Raw genomic sequence first — 18120 nt, 5'->3', positions numbered from 1 at the left:
CCGTCCTCAGGGGCTTTCCTCGCCGGCCCACCCTGATTTGTCCCCTACGGGGAACCGGCCGGGCCCGCTACCTCTGGGTGATCTCCGCGTACGCGCCGCGCAGGTCCGCGCTGGTGATCGTGGTGAGCTCGGCTGCGCTGGCGCCCTCGCCCAGGTCCTCGGACACCCGCAGGTCCCGCTGGGAGCACGCCTTCTCGAACAGCGACCGGGCGAACCGGCCGTTGCCGAACTCGTCGATCCACCCCTCGTCGCAGACGTAGCCGAAGATGCGGCGCAGGTCCTCGCGCGCCTCCCCGTCGAAGGAGTCTCCGGCCCCCGCGGCCACCCGTTCGGCGATCTCGGTGAGCTCGTCGGGAGAGTAGCTGGGGAAGGCCACCCGCACGTTGAAGCGCGAGGACAGCCCCGCGTTGCTGCCCAGGAAGCGGTCCATGTCGGCCGGGTAGCCGGCGAGCACGATGACCAGCCGGGAGCGGTCGTCCTCGGCCCGCTTGAGCAGCGTCTGGATCGCCTCCGAACCGAACGCGTCGCCACCGCTGTACCCCGGGTTGGCCAGCGCGTACGCCTCGTCGATGAACAGGACGCCGCCCAGCGCCCGGTCCACCAGCTTGTTGGTCTTGACCGCCGTCGCTCCCAGGTGCTCGCCTACCAGGTCCGCGCGGCCCGCCTCGACCACGTCCGGCCGGTTGAGCAGCCCCAGGGAGGCGAAGACCCGGCCCAGGATGCGCGCGACCGTCGTCTTACCGGTCCCCGGCGGGCCGACGAAGACGAAGTGCCGCATCGGCGGCTGGGCGCGCAGCCCCTGCCCCTCGCGGAGCCTGGCCACCTGCAGCTGCGCGGCGATCGCCTTGACCTGCTGTTTGACCGGGTCCAGGCCGATCATCGCGTCCAGTTCGGCCAGCGCCTCGGTCACGTCGGGCGTCTTCGCGAATCCGGGCAGGCGGCGGGTGAGGGCGTCGTAGGCGGCGGCGATATCGGCCCGGCGCACCGTCACCAGGTCCTCGGCCCCGGGCCGCTTCCCGGTCTCGCCCCGGGTGACCACCCGCACGTCACGGGCCTCGGCCGCCTTCTCCACCAGGGACCGGGCGAACCGGCCGTTGCCGAGCTCGTCGACGGCGCCCCGCTGGGCCACCTGGTCCAGGCGCAGCCGCAGCGCCGGGGCGGCCTCCGCCTCCAGGATGTCGCCGCGCTGGGCGAACAACGCCTCGGCGATGCGCCGGAGCTCGTCGGGGGTGTAGCTGGGAAAGGTGATACGGGTGGCGAAGCGCGAGGCCAGGCCTGGGTTGGAGGCCAGGAAGCGGTCCATCTCGTCCTCGTACCCGGCGAGGATGACGACCAGCTGGTCGCGGTCGTCCTCGGCCCGCTTCAGCAGCGTCTGCACGGCCTCGTTGCCGAACCGGTCGGGCTGCCCGTCCCCGTCGTTGACCAGCGCGTACGCCTCGTCGATGAACAGCACTCCGCCCAGCGCCCGGTCCACCAGCTCGTTGGTCTTGATGGCCGTGGCGCCCAGGTACTCCCCCACCAGGTCCGCGCGCTGGGCCTCCACCACGCGCGCCGACGGCAGCAGCCCGAAGGAGTGGAAGATCGTGGCCAGGGTGCGCGCGACGCTGGTCTTCCCGGTTCCCGGCGGCCCGGAGAACACCAGGTGGCGCAGCGGCTTGTCCACGCTGTACCCGGCGTCCGCGCGCAGCCGGGCCGCCTCGATGGAGGCGGCGATCGCGCGGACCTGCTGCTTGACCGGGTCCAGGCCGATCATGCTCTCGAGTTCGGCCAGCGCCTCGTCCACCGGGACCGGCTCGGCGCTGTCGGCCTCCCCCCTGGGGCCGCCGTCGCGTCCCCCCCGCGAGCGCAGCCGGTCGGGAGGCGTGCCGCGCTGCTCCGGGACGGCGGCGCGGTTCGGCTGGTAGCGGCTCATCTCCTTGGCGAGCCGGCGCCCGGCCACCGCGCGCCACAGCAGCGCGGCCCCGGCGGCCGCGGCGGTGACGGCCACCCCCGTCCCCGGCGGGACCGCGTCGGTGACCATCCCGGCCAGCGCCACCCCGAACCCCAGGATCAAGCCGACCAGCAGCGCCAGCAGGGTGGTGTGCCAGACGGGGAACGCGGTGATCCTGGTGGCGGCGAGCGACACCAGCGGCGGCAGGAACGGCAGCACCAGCAGAACGGGGTCGCCGCCCAGCGGGATGAGGAACAACGCGTAGGCCAGGACCGCCCACACCACGCAGACCGCGGCGGTGGCCACGGCCGCGGCCGACCGCATCAGCGCGGCCAGGAGCCCGAGGATCACCACCGTGACCGCGACGGCCCCCATGACCGGGACGTCCACCACGAAGGCCGCCACGGCCGCCACGGTGACCGTTCCGACCCCGGCCAGGAGCCTGGACCGGAAGGGGACGCGGTAGTAGGCGGTGCGCAGCCTCTCCAGCGAGGACGCCTTGGGCCGCTGTGCGACCCGGGGTCCGTTCCCACGACCCAATTTGGCTGCCCCCTTCGTGGTACGACCCGATGCATCCGGCTTGCGTTCGCTCGACCTGGTCCCGTCCCATACTGCCGGTTGCGGTGCGGGTTTCGTAAGGAGCGCTCCGCGTGTCGCGCGCGGACCGCCCCCTCCCGCCTCCCGCTGCCCCGCCGGGGAACACGGCCCTTCATCCCTTCTGCCGGGAAGACGGGCCGGTCACCGGGTTCCGCCCGGCTACAGGATGCTCAGCTGGCCGCCCGGCGCGGGGCGGCGCACGCGCAGGTGCCGCCAGCGGGGCAGGTCGTCGAGGTAGGACCAGGACATCCGGTGGTGCGGGGTGGGGCCGTGCTCGGCGAGCGCGGCCCGGTGCGCCGGGGACGGATACCCCGCGGCGGTGTCGAACCCGTAGCCCGGGTGCTCGGCGTCCAGCGCGGCCATCGCGGCGTCCCGGCGCACCTTCGCCAGGACCGAGGCCGCCGCGACGCTGACGCAGGTCAGGTCCGCCTTGACCTGGGTGCGCACCGCCCAGGGCCGACCGAGGTAGTCGTGCTTGCCGTCCAGGATGACCGCGTCGGGCCGCTTCGCGAGACCGGCCAGGGCGCGGCCGGCCGCCAGCCGCAGCGCCTCGGTCATCCCGAACTCGTCGATCTCACCGGGCTCCGCCTGCCCGAACGCGTGGTCTCGCACCCAGGGGCGGACCAGGTCCGCCATGGCGACGCGGCGCTTGGGGCTGAGCCTCTTGGAGTCGGTGAGCCCTTCGGGCGCCGGTGAGCCGTCGGTGACCGCCGCGCACACCAGGACCGGCCCCGCCCAGGCCCCGCGCCCCACCTCGTCGACGCCCGCGACGAGCCGCGCCCCGGCCGCCGCGAGCTCGCGCTCCAGTTCGTCGGTGGGCGGGGGGACGGATGCCGATGCCTTCGCCATTCGGCCAAGGGTAGTGGTGGCCGGGACGTCCGGGGGCCCGTGGTGTGCGCGACGCTTCGACGAAGCGGCCCGAACACGCTCCGCCGCTCCTCTATCCTGAGAGGCGGGCCTCTGCCGGGCGCGGGCCTCCTTCCCTGTGAGGCGGTGCCGCGCCACGGAAGCGGCCGCCCGCCAAGACACCATCCGAGCGTCTCTTCTTCGTTGGGAGCTCTCTCCTCATGTCCGCAGCCAATCCCGGACCCAGTGGCCCTCCGCCGAACGGCGGACCGCCGCGGACGGGGGAGGACTCGGTCGCCAAGCTCATCGCCATCGCGCCCAAGCCGTCCCCCGCACAGCGGCTCATCTCCTGGGCCTCCCGTCCACCGGGAGCCCTCTACCTGCCCAGCTGCGCCATCGTCGCCCTGGTCCTGCTCTACGAGGACAGCGTGCCGGGCGGCCACCTGCCCAGCTTCCTGCTGGGCATGGGCGGCGGCGCGGTCCTGGCCGCGATGGGCGCCCTGCGCCTGGGCATCGCGCTGACCACGGCCCGGTCGGTGATCCGCTACCACTGGCTGCGCTGGCTCACCCCGCCGCTGATCGCGCTCGCCGCCGTCGTCCTGTCCCTCACCGACGTCCCCCTGCAGGCCAGGGTCGACGCCTCGGCCTCGGACCTGCTGAGCGTGCGCGAGACCGTGGACGGCTCCGCCGACGTCCCGCTGGACGGCGAGTGGGCGGGCTTCTACCCCCTCAAGACGGCCGCCGTCCAGGAGGGCGTCACCCTGTTCACCGTCGAGGGCGCGGGACTGCTCAAGGACTCCGGACTGGCCTACAGCCCTGAAACGCTGCCGACCGACGTGTTCGTGCCCGGCCACGGAAACTTCGTCTACGAGCACATCTCCGGCGACTGGTACTCCTGGACGAACTACTGACCGTCCGTCGGCCGTCCCCTCACCCTCCCTTAACCTCCTACCGATAGACCTGAGGGGTCATTGGCGGGCGGCACGAACAGGGGATTACGAGATGACCGAATTCATGCGCACCCTGCACCTGCGGATCTACGACGCGGTGGAGTCACTGCGCCGCGCCCGCCGGAACGGCGACGGCGACCTGGCCATCACCCAGGCCGGGGAGATCGAGGACCTGGTGGAGATCGCCGCCCGCCACGGTGTGGACATCGACTCGGGCTACCGGGATCTGGTGCGCGTCGCCTAGGGCGCATCCCGTTGATCTTGACCTTTCCGGGGTCTCAGCCGTCTCCGAGACCCCGGAAAGGTCAAGATCAACGGGGAAACCGCAGGGACGAGCAGGGATGAGGGGGCCGCCCGGCACGGGCGGCCCCCTCATCGTGTCCGGCGGGGATCAGCGGCGACCCTTGCGGCCGCCGTACCCCTCCCCCTGCTGGAACTGCTGCTGCATCGCCTGGCGCTGGTCGTCGGCGTACTGCTCCTGAAGCTCCTGCTGGCGCTGGGCCGCGGCGGCCACCGCGCCCTGGGCCTGCTGGAACGCGTCCGCGGCACCGCCCGCGAGAGCGGCCCTGCCGCCGTCGGCCCCGCCCCGCGAGCGCCGGTCCCCGATCCCGGGCAGCAGCTGCGCGAGCAGCAGCGTCGACAGCGCCGAGGTGTCCCCCGACCCCGAGTCGGTGCGCACCACCACCGGGGGCGGCGCGTGCTCGGCGAGCTTGGCCCCCACGTCCAGCCTGCGACGGGCCAGCTCGTACTGGAGCATCGCGCGGTTGTCACGGTAGGAGGTGGCGAGCCGGCGCTGGGCGGTGGCCTCGTTGGTGGCGGCCACCAGGTCGGCCCGGCCCTGCGTCTCGATCTCGTAGCGCACCCGCTGCGCCTCGGTCTCCTGCTCCTCCAGCATCTGCGCGACGTCCTTGCGGGCCCGGTTCAGGGCCGCGCTGACCTCGACGATCTTGGCGTCGCGGGTCTTCTTGGACCGCTCGATGTCCATCAGGAGCGTGTCGATGCGGCGCTTGCGGGTGAGCTCCCACTCCTGCTCGTAGGCGACCAGCTCCTTGGCCACCCGCTCGCGGGTGGACAGGTGCTGCTGGTACTGGTTGGGCAGCTGCACGTCGGGGATGTTGCAGCCCATGATCTGCACGCCGTACCGGCTGAGCTGGCGGTTCAGCAGCGTCTGCATGTCGGCGACGTCCGAGCCGCGCAGGTCGTAGGCGTTCTCGGTCTGCACCATGCGGCTGCGCTGGCGGATGGCGTCCTGCACCGCGTTGGACAGCACCAGGTCGAAGTTGCTGGCGCCGATGGCGCGCACGAAGGAGACCGCGTTCGTGATCTTGAACTTGAGGAAGAACTCGATCGACTTGAGCGGCACGTTCTCCTTGGTCGGGCAGGCCAGCACAGGAGCGTTGTAGGGGATCTCGGTCGAGGTGTCCACCACGAAGTCCACCCGCGTCCACGGGTGCCACAGGTAGTGCCGCCCCGGGCCGAGCTCGTCGACCACGGCGCCGAACTTGGTGAGCACCCCGGTGGTGCCCTGCTCGATCTCCACGATGGCCGAGCGCCACCACCACAGCAGCGCCAGCAGCATGGCGACGACGCCGAACAGCAGCGCCGGGACCGCGACGATCGCGCCCATGACGCCGTCCGCCACCAGCACCGAGACGAGCGCGGTCAGGATCAGGTACAGCCCGATCCAGACCAGGGTCATCCACTTGAGGCCGCGGCTGTCCTTGGGGATGACGACGGGGACCAGGGAGCCCTGGTCACCGCCGCGCAGCAGCTGGGCGATGTCGCCCCACGAGGCGAGCGACTCCTTGATGTTGGAGGAACCGCGGCCGGGTACCGGCTGGCTCATCTACTGTCCTCCCTGCTCGTAGGGTCCGGCCTGACCGCTCCGGGTCGGCGCGTCGGGCCACGGCTGCGGGGGTTCCGCCTGCGCCTGGGAGGCGGACTGCTCCGCCGCCTCGTTGAGCCGCTGGTCGATGGCCTCGTCCGAGACCGACTGGCGGATCTCCTCGATCCGGTCCGCGCCGGGGTCCTCGTCGTGCTCGGACCGGTCGGGCGCCCCGTCCTCCTCCTCCAGCAGCGCGGTGATCTCGGCCTCCCGGGAGAGGATGCGCGCCTCGATCTCGGACAGCCGCGCGCGGACGGCCGCCATGTCCTGGTCGGAGAACAGCTCCTCGTCGGTGCTGCCGATGATCTGGCGGGCCACCTCCAGGAAGTTGATGCTCTCGGCGCCGTCGCCGATCTGCACCACCTGGGGCAGGCTGTCCGCCACCGACTCCAGCTTGTCCAGCAGGTCCTGCTGGAAGCGGTAGTTGAGGATCTCGGGCGCGTCGGCGGCGCTGACCGCCCTGATGTCCAGCGCCTGCGCCTCCAGCAGCGCGGCGTTGGCCTGCGCGGTGCTCTCGGCCTCGACGAAGCGCTGGCGGGCCAGCGCGTTGGCCCGGTTGGTCTCGCGCTCCAGGGCCGTGTCCATCTGCGCCTGGTACTGGGCGATGTCGGCCTGGATCGCCGAGAGCGTCTCGTTCAGGGAGGCGAGCTCCTTGTTGAGGTCGCCCTCGTTCTGCTCCTTGCGCAGCTGGAGCTGGTACTCGTACGTGTAGGCCTCCTTGGCCACCCGCACCATCTCGGGGGCCGCCAGGTCCATGCGGTACTCCTGGCTGGACGGCTCGGCGTGCGTGATGTTGGCGTTGGTCAGCCGCACCGCGGGGAGGAACTGCTGGTTGAGCTGGTCCAGCAGCCGGGCGGTGTTCTCGCCCACCAGGTCGTAGATGTCCGACGCCTGCTGGTCGTAGATGAGGCTCCGGGTGGTCTCGCTGATGGCGTTGTTCAGCTTGTCCTGGAAGCCCTGCACCGCGCCCAGCGTGAAGATGAACTCCTGCGGGTGCTCGATCCGGAACTGCAGGAACAGGTCCACCGAGGCCTGGACGCCGCTCTTGGTCGGCGCCTCGCGGATCGGCGCGTTGAACGGGTACTCCCGGGTCGTGTTGACGATGTAGGAGACCCGCTTCCACGGGTTGAACAGGGTGACCCGGCCCGGGCCGACGACCTGCTCCAGCTTGCCGAACTTGGTGATCAGCGCCTGGCAGCCGTCGGGGACCATGACCATGCCCTGGCGCCACCACAGGAAGGCCGCGATGAGCGCGACCAGCACCCAGTAGTGCGGTCCGAAGAACATCATCGTGGCTCCGGGGATCAGCCACGTGAAGGCCGTGCCGAGCACGCCCAGGACCACCAGCAGGATCACGGGGAGCATCGCCGCGGCGGTGCGCCCGCGCGGGATCACCATCGGCGAGATGACGTGCACCGGCCCGCCCCGGTCCTGCTCGAACTTGCTCCGGTTCAGGACCTCGCCCGCGCTGTTCAGCGAGGAGGTCTGCTGCTCGATCCGGGTGCCCACCGAGGCACCCTGGTCGCGTGCGGCCAGGAAGTCGCCCGGGTCGAGCCCGAACTCGTTCGTGGCCCGTCCGACGGCGTCGGTGACCGCCTGGCGCGGATCGCCACCCTGGGCGACCGCGCTCGCGGCCCCGCGCACGGTCTGCGCAAAGGACATAGGCGAGGACTCCTTACGTTCCAGCACTCATTGCCTGCCAGTCGGACGCGCCCCGCCGAGCCGCGGTTCCGTCGCCCCTGGCCGGAAGTCCTGGAATCCTCCCACACCAATACGGACATTTGGAGGGCCCGAAAACGGACGTCCGTTGCCCGTCCGCCTCCCTCCGACAGCGGAAAGGGCGGGAGGGGCACCCCTCCCGCCCTCGTTTCCCGGGCTCTCCGGCTCAACCGCCCCCCGACCAGTGCCGTTGGAGCCTGCCGACCGCCTCCTCCCTGCTCATCCCCGCGACCTCGGTCTCGCGGAGACCGAGCCTGGAGATCAGCAGGTGGACCAGGTCGGCGGGCAGGGCGTCCGCAGGCGGGACGGGCACTCCTCGGTCAGGAGCGGTTCCGTCCCGGACACACGCCCAGAACGCGGCTTCGTCGACGTCGAGTTGGTCCCGGAGGACAGGCGCCCACATACGCCTGCCGTAGTCGGTTCGATCCGCGGGCCGGGACACCCGGGTCCCCAGGATCCGACCGTCCGGTAGATCCGACTGGTAAGTGATGTGATGAGTGCCCGTACGACCACGGGCATCGCGCACCGGCCGCCATCCTTCCACCTCACAGAAACGGTGGTGATCCTCGCGTGTGGGTCGCGGCCAGGTCACCGCGCCTTCCTCACCAGCCAGTCCCGCAGCTGCTCATCGCTGCTGAGGCTGATCAGCTGGACCAGTCCCCAGTTCTCGCGGTGGTTGGGCGCGTCGAGCAGGCGGTCCTGCCAGTCCTCCGCGTATTCCCGCAGGGCGTCGACCATTTCGGTGAGCGCCCCGTCGAAGGACGCTCCGTCCGCGGCAACGGGAAACCCGGGACGAAGACGGACCATCCCCCGGCCTCGGCTACCACCTGCGCGCGGGACGGGCTGACCATTGCGAGATAGTGGCGCAGCCTCTCGACGTCCACCACGGCGGTTCTGGCCGAATCGCGGCGCACCGTGGCGACCCGGCCTCTTTCCGCCGCGTCCAGGAGCGCCTTGAGATGCGCGCGCTTCGGTGTAACTGTCATAGTGCACGGCCGTCATGGCGATACCTCCACAGGGGCGTACCACCACCCTGCCACCGAGGGAGAAGTACGTCACGTACTTTCACTGTTGGCGGAGCCGCGGCGACACCGTGTCGAGGCGGCACGTCGTCCACCGACTCGGAAGGCGAGGGCCCGCACAGCGGGCCCTCGCTCCGGAACCGCCCTCTCGGGGACGGGCGTCCGCGACTAGCTGCAGCCGCTGGTCGAGCCGCAGCCCTCGCAGGCGTAGCAGCTGCCCGACGGGCGCATCTTGGTCCCGCAGTTGACGCACAGCGGGGCGTCCGCGACGAAGCCCTGCTTGAGCTCGATCAGCTCGACGGTGTCGTGCGCCGTCCCGGCCGGAGCGGCCCCGGCCCCGCTCCCGGCCTCGCCCTCGGTGACCGGGGCGGACTGGGCGTAGGACTCGACCTGGGCCGCGACCTGGGTGGAGTCCTCGCCCGAGACCTGGCCGGCGCGCTCCTCCGCGGAGAACACGCCCAGGGCCGCGCGCTCCTCGTAGGGCAGGTAGTCCAGCGCCAGGCGGCGGAAGATGTAGTCCACCACCGACTGGGCCATCCGGATGTCGGGGTCGTCGGTCATCCCGGCCGGCTCGAACCGCATGTTGGTGAACTTCTCGACGTAGGTCTCCAGCGGCACCCCGTACTGCAGGGCGATGGAGATCGCGATGGAGAAGGCGTCCATGATCCCGGCCAGGGTCGACCCCTGCTTGCCCAGCTTCATGAAGACCTCGCCGAGGCCGTCGTCGGGGTAGGACCCGGCGGTGATGTACCCCTCGGCGCCGCCGACGGCGAAGGACACCGTCTGGCTCGGCCGCTTCTTGGGCAGCCGGCGCCGGACCGGGCGGTTGGTCTCGATCACCTTGGGCTCGGGCGCGGCCGCCGGCTCCTTCTTCTCCTCGGACTTGCCGGTGGACAGCGGCTGGCCGACCTTGCAGTTGTCCCGGTACACCGCGAGCGCCTTGAGCCCCAGCTTCCAGCCCTGGAAGTAGATGTGCTCGAAGTCCTCGACGGTGGCCTCTTCGGGGACGTTCACGGTCTTGGAGATCGCCCCGGACAGGAACGGCTGGACCGCCGCCATCATCTCCACGTGGCCCATGGGCTTGATGTAGCGCTTGCCCATCGCGCAGTCGAAGACCTCGTAGTGCTCGCTCTTGAGCCCCGGCGCGTCCACCACGTGGCCGTGCTCGGACACGTACTCGACGATCGCCTCGACCTGCTCGTCGTGGTACCCGAGGTTGCGCAGCGCCCGGGGGACGCCCTGGTTGACGATCTGCATGGATCCGCCGCCGACCAGCTTCTTGAACTTGACCAGCGAGAAGTCCGGTTCGATGCCGGTGGTGTCGCAGTCCATCATGAAGCCGATGGTTCCGGTGGGGGCCAGGAGCGACGCCTGGGCGTTGCGCCAGCCGTTCTTCTCGCCGATCCCGAGGCCCTCCTGCCAGGCGCGGGTGGCGGCCTGGTGGATGGGCTTCTCCATCGCCCCGACGACGCGCAGGTCGTCGTTGGCCGCGGCGTGCTTGCGCATGACGCGCTTGTGGGCGTCGGCGTTCTTGGCGTAGCCGTCGTAGGGGCCGACCACCCCGGCCAGTTCGGCGCTGCGCCGGTAGGCGGTGCCGGTCATCAGGGAGGTGACGGCCGCCGCGACGGCGCGGCCGCCGTCGGAGTCGTAGGCGTGTCCGGTGGCCATCAGCAGGGCGCCCAGGTTGGCGTAGCCGATGCCGAGCTGGCGGTAGGCCCGGGTGGTCTCGCCGATCTTCTCGGTGGGGAAGTCGGCGAAGGTGATGGAGATGTCCATCGCCGTGATGATCAGCTCGGTGAGCCTCTCGAACCGCTCCACGTCGAAGGAGTTGTCGTCGGCCAGGAACTTCATCAGGTTGATGGAGGCCAGGTTGCAGGAGGAGTCGTCCAGCGACATGTACTCACTGCACGGGTTGCTCGCGCTGATCCGGCCGGACTCGGGGTTGGTGTGCCAGTCCTGGATGGTGCCGTCGTACTGGATGCCGGGGTCGGCGCACTCCCAGGCGGCCGTGGCCATGTCGCGGAAGAGCTTCTTGGCGTCCACCGTGGCGATGACCTCGCCGGTCATCCTGGAGGTCAGGCCGAAGTCCGAGCCGGTCTCCACCGCGCGCATGAAGGCGTCCGAGACGCGCACGGAGTTGTTGGCGTTCTGGTACTGGACGCTGACGATGTCGGCGCCGCCCAGGTCCACGTCGAAGCCCGCGTCGCGCAGGGCGCGGATCTTGTGCTCCTCGCGCGCCTTGGCCTGCACGAACTCCTCGATGTCGGGGTGGTCCACGTCCAGGACGACCATCTTGGCCGCGCGCCGGGTGGCGCCGCCGGACTTGATGGTCCCGGCCGAGGCGTCTGCGCCGCGCATGAACGAGACCGGCCCGGAGGCGGCGCCGCCGGAGGAGAGCAGCTCCTTGCTGGAGCGGATCCGCGAGAGGTTCACCCCCGCGCCGGAGCCGCCCTTGAAGATGATCCCCTCTTCCTTGTACCAGTCCAGGATCGACTCCATGGTGTCGTCCACGGAGAGGATGAAGCACGCGCTGACCTGCTGCTTCGATGCGGTGCCGACGTTGAACCAGACCGGCGAGTTGAAGCTGAACAGCTGGTGGACGAGGGCGTGCTTGAGCTCGTGGTCGAAGACCTCGGCGTCCTCGTCGGAGGCGAAGTAGCCCTGCTCGCGGCCGGTCTCGGTGTACTTGCCCACGACCCGGTCGACGAGCTGCTTGAGACTCCACTCGCGCTGAGAGGTGCCCAGCGCGCCGCGGAAGTACTTGCTGGCGACGATCTGGGTGGCGTTCATCGACCAGGAGGCGGGGAACTCGACACCGCGCTGCTCGAAGTTGACCGAGCCGTCGCGCCAGTTCGTCATGACGACGTCCCGGCGCTCCCACTCGACCCCGTCATAGGGGTGCGCTCCGGGCGAGGTGAAGACGCGCCGCATCTTCAGCCCTTTTCGGGCCCCCTTTCCCCTGCGCGTGGTAGAGCCGCTCACCGTCTCAGTCATTTCGCTTCCCCTGTGTGGATGTGTACCCAGTCCGCGCCCTGCAGGCCCGTCTGTTCCGTGCCCGCGGCGCCTCTCGTCCCCGACCGCCGGACGCGACGCTCCGGACGCTACTCGCCCGGTTCGCGCGAGGCGATCCGGTCCGCCCTCAGGCCCGCGATCTCGTGCTCGAAGTCCTCCACGGACTCGAAGCTGCGGTAGACGCTCGCGAAGCGCAGGTAGGCGACCTCGTCGAGCTCCCGCAGCGGCCCCAGGATGGCCAGTCCGATCTCGTGCGCGGGAACCTCGGCCGCGCCTCGTCCGCGGACGGCCTCCTCGACCCGCTGCCCGAGGACCGCCAGCGCGTCCTCGGTGACCGGACGGCCCTGGCACGCCCGGCGCACTCCCGCGATGATCTTGCTCCGGGAGAAGGGCTCGGTGACGCCGGACCGCTTGGCCACCATCAGCAGCACCGTCTCCTGCGTGGTGAACCGCCGCTCGCACGCCGGGCACGAGCGGCGGCGGCGGATCGCCGCGCCCTCTTCCGCGGCGCGGCTGTCGATCACCCGGGTGTCCTGGTTCTGACAGAAGGGACAACGCATGTCCGCTCGCCCCTCCTACTCGAATGTCGCCAAAACCACAAATTGTGGACCGGATCGCCAATGCAGGCACCAGATGTAGTGGTTAACCTATGACCGAGCCGATCAAGTCGCAAATCGCCAGGCAGCCGGGCCGGACATCGCCGGACGGACACGACGACGCGGACCGGGACGCGTCTGGCGTCCCGGTCCGCGTCGTGGTGTCCGCGGCCTCCGGATGTCAGGAGGCGGGCAGCAGGAGTTCCTGTCCGGGCTTGAGCACCGGTCCCGGGAGTTCGTTGATCTCGACGATCTCGTCCACGGTCTTGCGCGGGTCCTCGAAGGGGCGCGCCCGTTCGGCGATCTCCCACAGCGTATCGCCCTCTCCCACGACGACCGTGGGGGATTCGGGCAGCTGGAAGAAGCTCTCGGTGGAGGCTCCGGCACTGGAGGCGCCCATCGCCATGGCGGCCAGCGCAACGAAGACGAAGGAGGTGGCGGCGGCCGATCCCAGAAGGGAGACCAGGACCACGCGGCCGCGGCGGGTCAACCGCGGCGGACCGCCGAGGGCCGAGCGGACCGGCTTCGCGGGGACGGCGGCGCCGAGGTCCGGGAGGCCCGCGAGGACCGGACACGGCCGGCCGGCGGTGCGAGCGGAACGGGCGCGCCACTCGGGGATCTCCCGGGACCAGTCGTAGAGGCTCGGCCTGGAGCCCGCGCCGCGGGCCTGCGCGGTCGTCTCGGGGCGCCAGAAGGATCGGGGGGCGGGGGGCACGGGGGCGAGCGGCAGGGCGGGTTCTGACATCGTCTTCCCCTTCGAACTTCCGTTCGCTAGAACCGACGTTCGACTACTACCGCATTCCAGGGAATTTTTCAGCACCATCTCGAACGCTTGTTTGATATTGCCTTGAGCAGGGACTAACGTTGGACATGTTTCGCTGCGGTATAGCGGCGGCGTCACTCATGTCACACCGTCGTGCTACACCGTACGGAACAAGTATCGGCGTCACATCAAGCCAACAGCACCACACCCGAGATCACCGACCGCCGAGGAGGCCGGACGTGCCGGAGGAGAACCACGGAGCGCAGGAACCTCGCGCGGGGGGGAAGGCCGTTTCCGCGCTCCGATCCACCCGCACGGAGTCTGGTGCCACGCAGTCCCCCGCGGATAAGGCAGACACGGCCCCGAAACTCACGGCCCGTCAGCAGAGCGTCCTGAACGTCATCCACCGCTACGTGCGGCAACGCGGATACCCTCCGTCCATCCGAGAGATCGGTGACGCGGTAGGACTGTCCAGCCCCTCCAGTGTCGCGCACCAACTCAAGGTGTTGCAACGCAAGGGGTACCTCCACCGCGACCCGAATCGCCCACGAGCGGTCGAAATACGCATTCCCGGCCAACCGCCGGTCCGGTCCTGGGACGAGTTGGACGGCGACCGGGGGCCGGCCGCGTCCCGCGCGGCCGACGTCCCGGTCGTCGGACGCATCGCCGCGGGCGGACCGATCCTGGCCGAGGAAGCCGTCGAGGACGTCCTCACACTGCCCCGCCAGATCGTCGGCGAGGGCAAGCTGTTCATGCTCACCGTCGTCGGCGACTCGATGATCGACGCCGCCATCACCAATGGTGACCTGGTGGTTGTCCGCCAGCAGCCCGACGCGAACAACGGCGACATCGTGGCCGCGCTGCTGGACGACGAGGCCACCGTCAAGGTCTTCAAGCGCGACGGCGACCACGTGTGGCTGCTCCCCCGCAACGGCGACTACCGGCCCATCAACGGCGACTCGGCGACCATCCTCGGCAAGGTCGTCGCGGTTCTGCGCAAGGTGTAACGACTTCGCCTCGGTTTGGTACGGGCCCGTGATCCCCACCGGATCGCGGGCCCGTACGCGTCCTGCGGAGCACCGCCGGACGGGGCCCAATACGGTAGGGAACATGCCTTCTCTCGCCCGAGCGCTCGGCGCACCCGCCGCGTGCGCCGCGCTCCTGCTCTCCTCCGCCTGCGCGGGACCCGAGCCCGCGACCGAGCCCCCCGCCATCGCCGCGACCGAACGCGAGGTGGAGTTCACCAGCGGCCCCGACACGCTCTTCGGCACGTTCGCCGTTCCCGAAGGAACCACCGGGAGGGTGCCCGCCGCGCTCATCATCTCGGGGAGCGGGCCCACCGACCGCGACGGCAACGGGCCGATGCGGCCCTACGCCGACACCAACCTCAACTTCGCCGCGGCCCTGGCCGACGCCGGCGTCGCCTCACTGCGCTACGACAAGCTGGGATCGGGCGAGACCGGGATGGCCGGCCGATCCGAGGGCGACCCGATCGGCATGGGGGTGTTCGAGGAGGAGATGGCCGCCGCCTACGCTGAGCTCCTCGCCCAGCCCGAGGTCGACCCGGCCCGGCTGATCGTGCTGGGGCACAGCGAGGGCAGCCTTTTCGCGCTGCGCGCCCCCGAGGTCGTCGCGGGCCCCGCCCCCGGCGCGCTGATCCTGGCCGCCCCGGTGGGCGAGCGCTACCTCGACGTGCTGGACCGGCAGCTGACCGAGCAGGCCCGGCTCGCCGAGAGCCAGGGCCAGTTGGACGCCGGTGAGGTCAACGGCTTCATGAGCGACAGCCGGGCCTCCATCGCGCGGATCCGCGCGGGCCACGACACCGGCCTTGACCCGGAGAACCCGTTGAGCGGGCTGTTCTACCCGGGCGTGGAGCCGTTCCTACGCGAGATCGACCGGCTGGACCCGGTCGACCTCGCGGCCGGCCTTCCCGAGGGGACCCGGACCCTGATGCTGTGGGGGACGGCGGACTCGCAGGTGACCGGGGCCGAGGTGGACCGCCTCGCCGCCGCCCTCGACGGCGTCGAGCGTGTGGACGTCGAGGACGCCGACCACGTCTTCCGGGAGACCTCCACCGCCCCGGGGGCGCCGGTCCTGGACGAGGACCGGCCCTTCTCCCCCGAGGCGGCCGAGGCCGTCAGCCGCTTCCTGGCCGACTACTGAGCAGGGCTCAGCGGTAGTCGCCGTTCTGGATCGCCTCAAGGGAGGCGCGGGCCAGCTGCTCGGCGTTGGCGATCGCCTCGGCCTCGGGCAGGGGCTCGCCGCCGCTGAGCGTGTCGTAGCAGGCGGAGAAGGAGAGGTTCTCGTCGTACGCGGCGACGCAGCCGAACTCGTTCTCGCTGTCGTACCAGGACACGGCGTCTTCCCCGAGGCCCGGAACCGTCTCGGTCAGGTACGACTCGGAGTGCCAGTCCAGGTCGTCGGAGATCGAGTACGTGCCGTCCTGCAGGGCCTCGACGTCGTTGAGCAGGATCGTCAGGGTGGCGTAGTCGCCGTCACCGGTCACCCCGGCGTTCGTCCAGCTGCAGCTGGTGCCCTCCCACCAGGCCTGGTCGTCGGTGTCGATGGGCTCGTTGATGTCCGCCCGGTAGTCGGGCACGAACGTGCTCAGCTCCCCGTGCTCCCCGACAGCGCACTCCGGGAGCACCGTGTAGGGACCGCTCTGGGGCGTCTGCTCCGTCGTCTCCCCGCCCTCGGGGCTCTCGGCAGCGGTGCCGGGACCGGGATCGGGCGCCTCCTCCTCGTCGAGCACGACGAGGAACAGCACGACGAGGCCGGCCGTGGCCAGGACGGCGACGGCCGCCGCGATGATTCCGGCGATGAGGCAGCCGTTGCCCTTCTCGGGCTGGGGCTGCTGGTAGCCCGGGCCGCCGGCCCCGTAGCCGGGCTGCTGCCCGTACGGCTGGGCGTACTGCTGCCCGTAGGGCTGCTGGGCTCCGGCGCCACCGTCCTGCGGGGGGTACGGCTGGGAGCCGTACGGCGGCTGGGGGCCGCTGGGGGGCTGGGAACCGTACGGCGGCTGGGGGCCGCTGGGGGGCTGGGTCATGAGAGTCCTCTGTCAGGAGTAAGGGCGGAAAGACCGCGGTGGTCGGTACTGGACGCGGTCGGCGTCCCCGTGGTGGAGCGGGCCGGCCGCATGCGGAGCGGCACGGTCAGCTCCCTTCGAGGGAGGCCACGATGTCGCGTGCCATGGTCAGGGCGCCTTCGGTCGCCTCGTCCTCGGGAATCTCCCGGGTCGCGGCGAAGTCGGTGCTGGCCTCGTAGCAGGTGGAGATCATGAGGTTGGACATCCGCACCGCCACGCAGCCGTGCAGGGTGTTCGCGTCGTACCAGCGGACGGCCTCGTCTCCGAGGTCCTCGACCGCGCTGGTGTCGTTTCCCGAGGGCTCGCGCTCCAGGTCGGTCCGGGCCGCGGTCTCCCCGGCGACGCCCAGGCGGTTTCCGCTGCGGATGAACACCACGCTCACGCTGGAGGGCATTCCGGCGGACTCCTCGGTGGTGGTCCAACGGCACTGGTTCCCGTCCCACCACCCCTGGCCCTGGGTGTCGATGGAATCGGCGAGGTCGGGCCGGTTCCCCTTGACCAGTTCGCCGAGGGCCTCGCCCTCGGCGACCGCGCAGTCGGGGGCCGCGTCGTAGTCGCCACCGGAACCGCCGAGCCAGACGAAGAGCCCGACCCCGCCGCCGCCCAGGAGCACCAGGACGAGCGCCGCGCTGACCAGGACGGCCGTGGCGCAGCCGCGTCTGCTCTCGGGGGGTGCGTCCAACGGGGTGGCGGTCCCCCCGAAGGGCGGCGGATGGGTCATGGATTGCTCCCCTGGCTGTCTTCGCGCGCTGGTGAAGCGCTCCCGGTAACGAATCAACGCTACTAGCCAACCTGGTCGACACGTCCCAAAAGGGGCGCCGGTTACCCGATTGACACGGCTCGACAGATAAGAAGCCGGTTTCGGCCATAAGGTTCCCGACCGGCGCGACCAAAAGGAGGAACGGCCCTGAGCGGTCCCGACGCCGACGTCCGGGTGCGTCCGTTCCGGACGGCCGCATCGTGGCACCGACGGAAAGCACCCACAAACCAGACGTCACATGGAGCAGGAGCGGCAGGAAACCCCCTCCGCCCCAGGAGCCCTTCGAGGGCGCGCCCTACCGGAGTGCCGCGGCCAACTCCCGGGCGACCGCGATCGCGCCGTCGCGGGCCTGGTCGTCGGCCGGGCCGCCGTACCAGACGCGGACCACGAGGTTGCCGTCCCGGAAGAGCGCCTCCGCCGCGCCGGGCTCGACCGCTCCCTGGCGCACCAGGGCGTCCTCTCCCAGGGAGGGCAGCGGGACCGCCGCGTCCGCCTCGCTCACGCGGGCCAGGTCGCCCAGTTCCTCGCGGGCCCGCGCCTCCCCGCTCTCCTCACCGCCCCCGTCGCTGTAGTGGACGCGGAAGTCGACGGTGAGCACCCTGGGCTCTGCGCCGGGCACGTCCACCGAGGACCAGGCGCACGAACCCGAGGCCGCTCCGGGCAGCGGGCCGGTGGTGTCGGTCTCCAGCACCCCGGAGGGGACCGCCGCCTCGACGGCCCCGGCCGGGAGCTCGGCGCAGGCGGGCGCGGTGGCGTGCGCGTCGTCGGGAGCGGCGGAGGCCGCGGGGCCGCGCTCGCCCCACAGCAGGCCGCCGGTGATCGCGGCCGCGGTCACCGCGGCGAACCCGCCCGCCGCCGCCAGCCAGACCAGGGGGCCGCGCCGCCGTCCAGCCTCGATCATGCTCGTCCGTCCCGTCCTTTGGGCCGCTCACCGCGCCTGTGACAACCGGGTGGC

16 protein-coding genes are annotated in these 18120 nt (G+C 71.1%); 4 read left to right on the top strand and 12 right to left on the bottom strand.

Annotated features, from left to right (window positions below; genetic code table 11):
• Positions 1 to 67: 67 nt before the first annotated feature.
• Entirely contained in the window at positions 68 to 2470 is a 2403-nt protein-coding gene (locus tag EV190_RS18045; RefSeq protein WP_133742769.1) for an AAA family ATPase, read from the bottom strand.
• 216 nt (positions 2471 to 2686) lie between these two features.
• Entirely contained in the window at positions 2687 to 3376 is a 690-nt protein-coding gene (locus EV190_RS18040; RefSeq protein WP_133742768.1) for a ribonuclease HII, read from the bottom strand.
• Between the two features lie 218 nt (positions 3377 to 3594).
• On the opposite strand from EV190_RS18040, the gene EV190_RS18035 reads away from it, so the two are divergent.
• Positions 3595 to 4284 (top strand): hypothetical protein, encoded by a 690-nt coding sequence (locus tag EV190_RS18035; protein ID WP_133742767.1) that lies wholly within the window; start codon positions 3595 to 3597, stop codon positions 4282 to 4284.
• A 91-nt stretch (positions 4285 to 4375) separates the two neighbouring features.
• Positions 4376 to 4567, top strand: coding sequence for a hypothetical protein (locus EV190_RS18030; protein ID WP_133742766.1), 192 nt, complete (start codon positions 4376 to 4378; stop codon positions 4565 to 4567).
• Between the two features lie 147 nt (positions 4568 to 4714).
• On the opposite strand, the gene EV190_RS18025 is transcribed toward EV190_RS18030, so the two are convergent.
• The 7 genes from EV190_RS18025 to EV190_RS17995 all read right to left on the bottom strand — a co-directional run bounded on the left by EV190_RS18025 (position 4715) and on the right by EV190_RS17995 (position 13302).
• On the bottom strand, positions 4715 to 6169 hold the full coding sequence (locus EV190_RS18025; protein WP_133742765.1) for an SPFH domain-containing protein: 1455 nt from the start codon (positions 6167 to 6169) through the stop codon (positions 4715 to 4717).
• Entirely contained in the window at positions 6170 to 7870 is a 1701-nt protein-coding gene (locus EV190_RS18020; RefSeq protein ID WP_133742764.1) for an SPFH domain-containing protein, read from the bottom strand.
• A 223-nt stretch (positions 7871 to 8093) separates the two neighbouring features.
• Complete coding sequence (locus tag EV190_RS24160; protein ID WP_243742650.1) at positions 8094 to 8240, bottom strand: hypothetical protein; 147 nt, start codon at positions 8238 to 8240, stop codon at positions 8094 to 8096.
• A 275-nt stretch (positions 8241 to 8515) separates the two neighbouring features.
• The gene (locus tag EV190_RS24155) at positions 8516 to 8734 is read right to left on the bottom strand and encodes a hypothetical protein (protein WP_243742649.1); all 219 of its coding nucleotides are present in this window, start codon (positions 8732 to 8734) and stop codon (positions 8516 to 8518) included.
• A gap of 383 nt (positions 8735 to 9117) precedes the next feature.
• The gene (locus tag EV190_RS18005) at positions 9118 to 11943 is read right to left on the bottom strand and encodes a vitamin B12-dependent ribonucleotide reductase (protein ID WP_133742762.1); all 2826 of its coding nucleotides are present in this window, start codon (positions 11941 to 11943) and stop codon (positions 9118 to 9120) included.
• 107 nt (positions 11944 to 12050) lie between these two features.
• Complete coding sequence (nrdR, locus tag EV190_RS18000) at positions 12051 to 12521, bottom strand: transcriptional regulator NrdR (protein ID WP_133742761.1); 471 nt, start codon at positions 12519 to 12521, stop codon at positions 12051 to 12053.
• Positions 12522 to 12738: 217 nt separating this feature from the next.
• A complete protein-coding gene (locus tag EV190_RS17995) occupies positions 12739 to 13302 on the bottom strand; it encodes a LysM peptidoglycan-binding domain-containing protein (protein WP_133742760.1) in 564 nt (187 codons plus the stop codon).
• Between the two features lie 257 nt (positions 13303 to 13559).
• Between EV190_RS17995 and lexA the strand changes: the two genes are divergently transcribed.
• Complete coding sequence (lexA, locus tag EV190_RS17990; RefSeq protein ID WP_133742759.1) at positions 13560 to 14327, top strand: transcriptional repressor LexA; 768 nt, start codon at positions 13560 to 13562, stop codon at positions 14325 to 14327.
• Positions 14328 to 14430: 103 nt separating this feature from the next.
• Positions 14431 to 15483 (top strand): alpha/beta hydrolase family protein, encoded by a 1053-nt coding sequence (locus EV190_RS17985; RefSeq protein ID WP_133742758.1) that lies wholly within the window; start codon positions 14431 to 14433, stop codon positions 15481 to 15483.
• Between the two features lie 7 nt (positions 15484 to 15490).
• Here EV190_RS17985 and EV190_RS17980 read toward each other — a convergent pair whose 3' ends face one another.
• From EV190_RS17980 to EV190_RS17970, 3 genes are all read right to left on the bottom strand, one after another.
• Entirely contained in the window at positions 15491 to 16366 is an 876-nt protein-coding gene (locus EV190_RS17980; protein WP_133742757.1) for a hypothetical protein, read from the bottom strand.
• A 106-nt stretch (positions 16367 to 16472) separates the two neighbouring features.
• On the bottom strand, positions 16473 to 17126 hold the full coding sequence (locus EV190_RS17975; protein WP_133742756.1) for a hypothetical protein: 654 nt from the start codon (positions 17124 to 17126) through the stop codon (positions 16473 to 16475).
• A 334-nt stretch (positions 17127 to 17460) separates the two neighbouring features.
• A complete protein-coding gene (locus EV190_RS17970) occupies positions 17461 to 18066 on the bottom strand; it encodes a hypothetical protein (RefSeq protein WP_133742755.1) in 606 nt (201 codons plus the stop codon).
• Positions 18067 to 18120: the final 54 nt, after the last annotated feature.

The organism is Actinorugispora endophytica, from assembly GCF_004363075.1.
Classification (GTDB): Bacteria; Actinomycetota; Actinomycetes; order Streptosporangiales; family Streptosporangiaceae; genus Actinorugispora; species Actinorugispora endophytica.
Note: the sequence above shows the minus strand (reverse complement) of the source record. Positions and strands in the feature narration are given on the sequence as shown.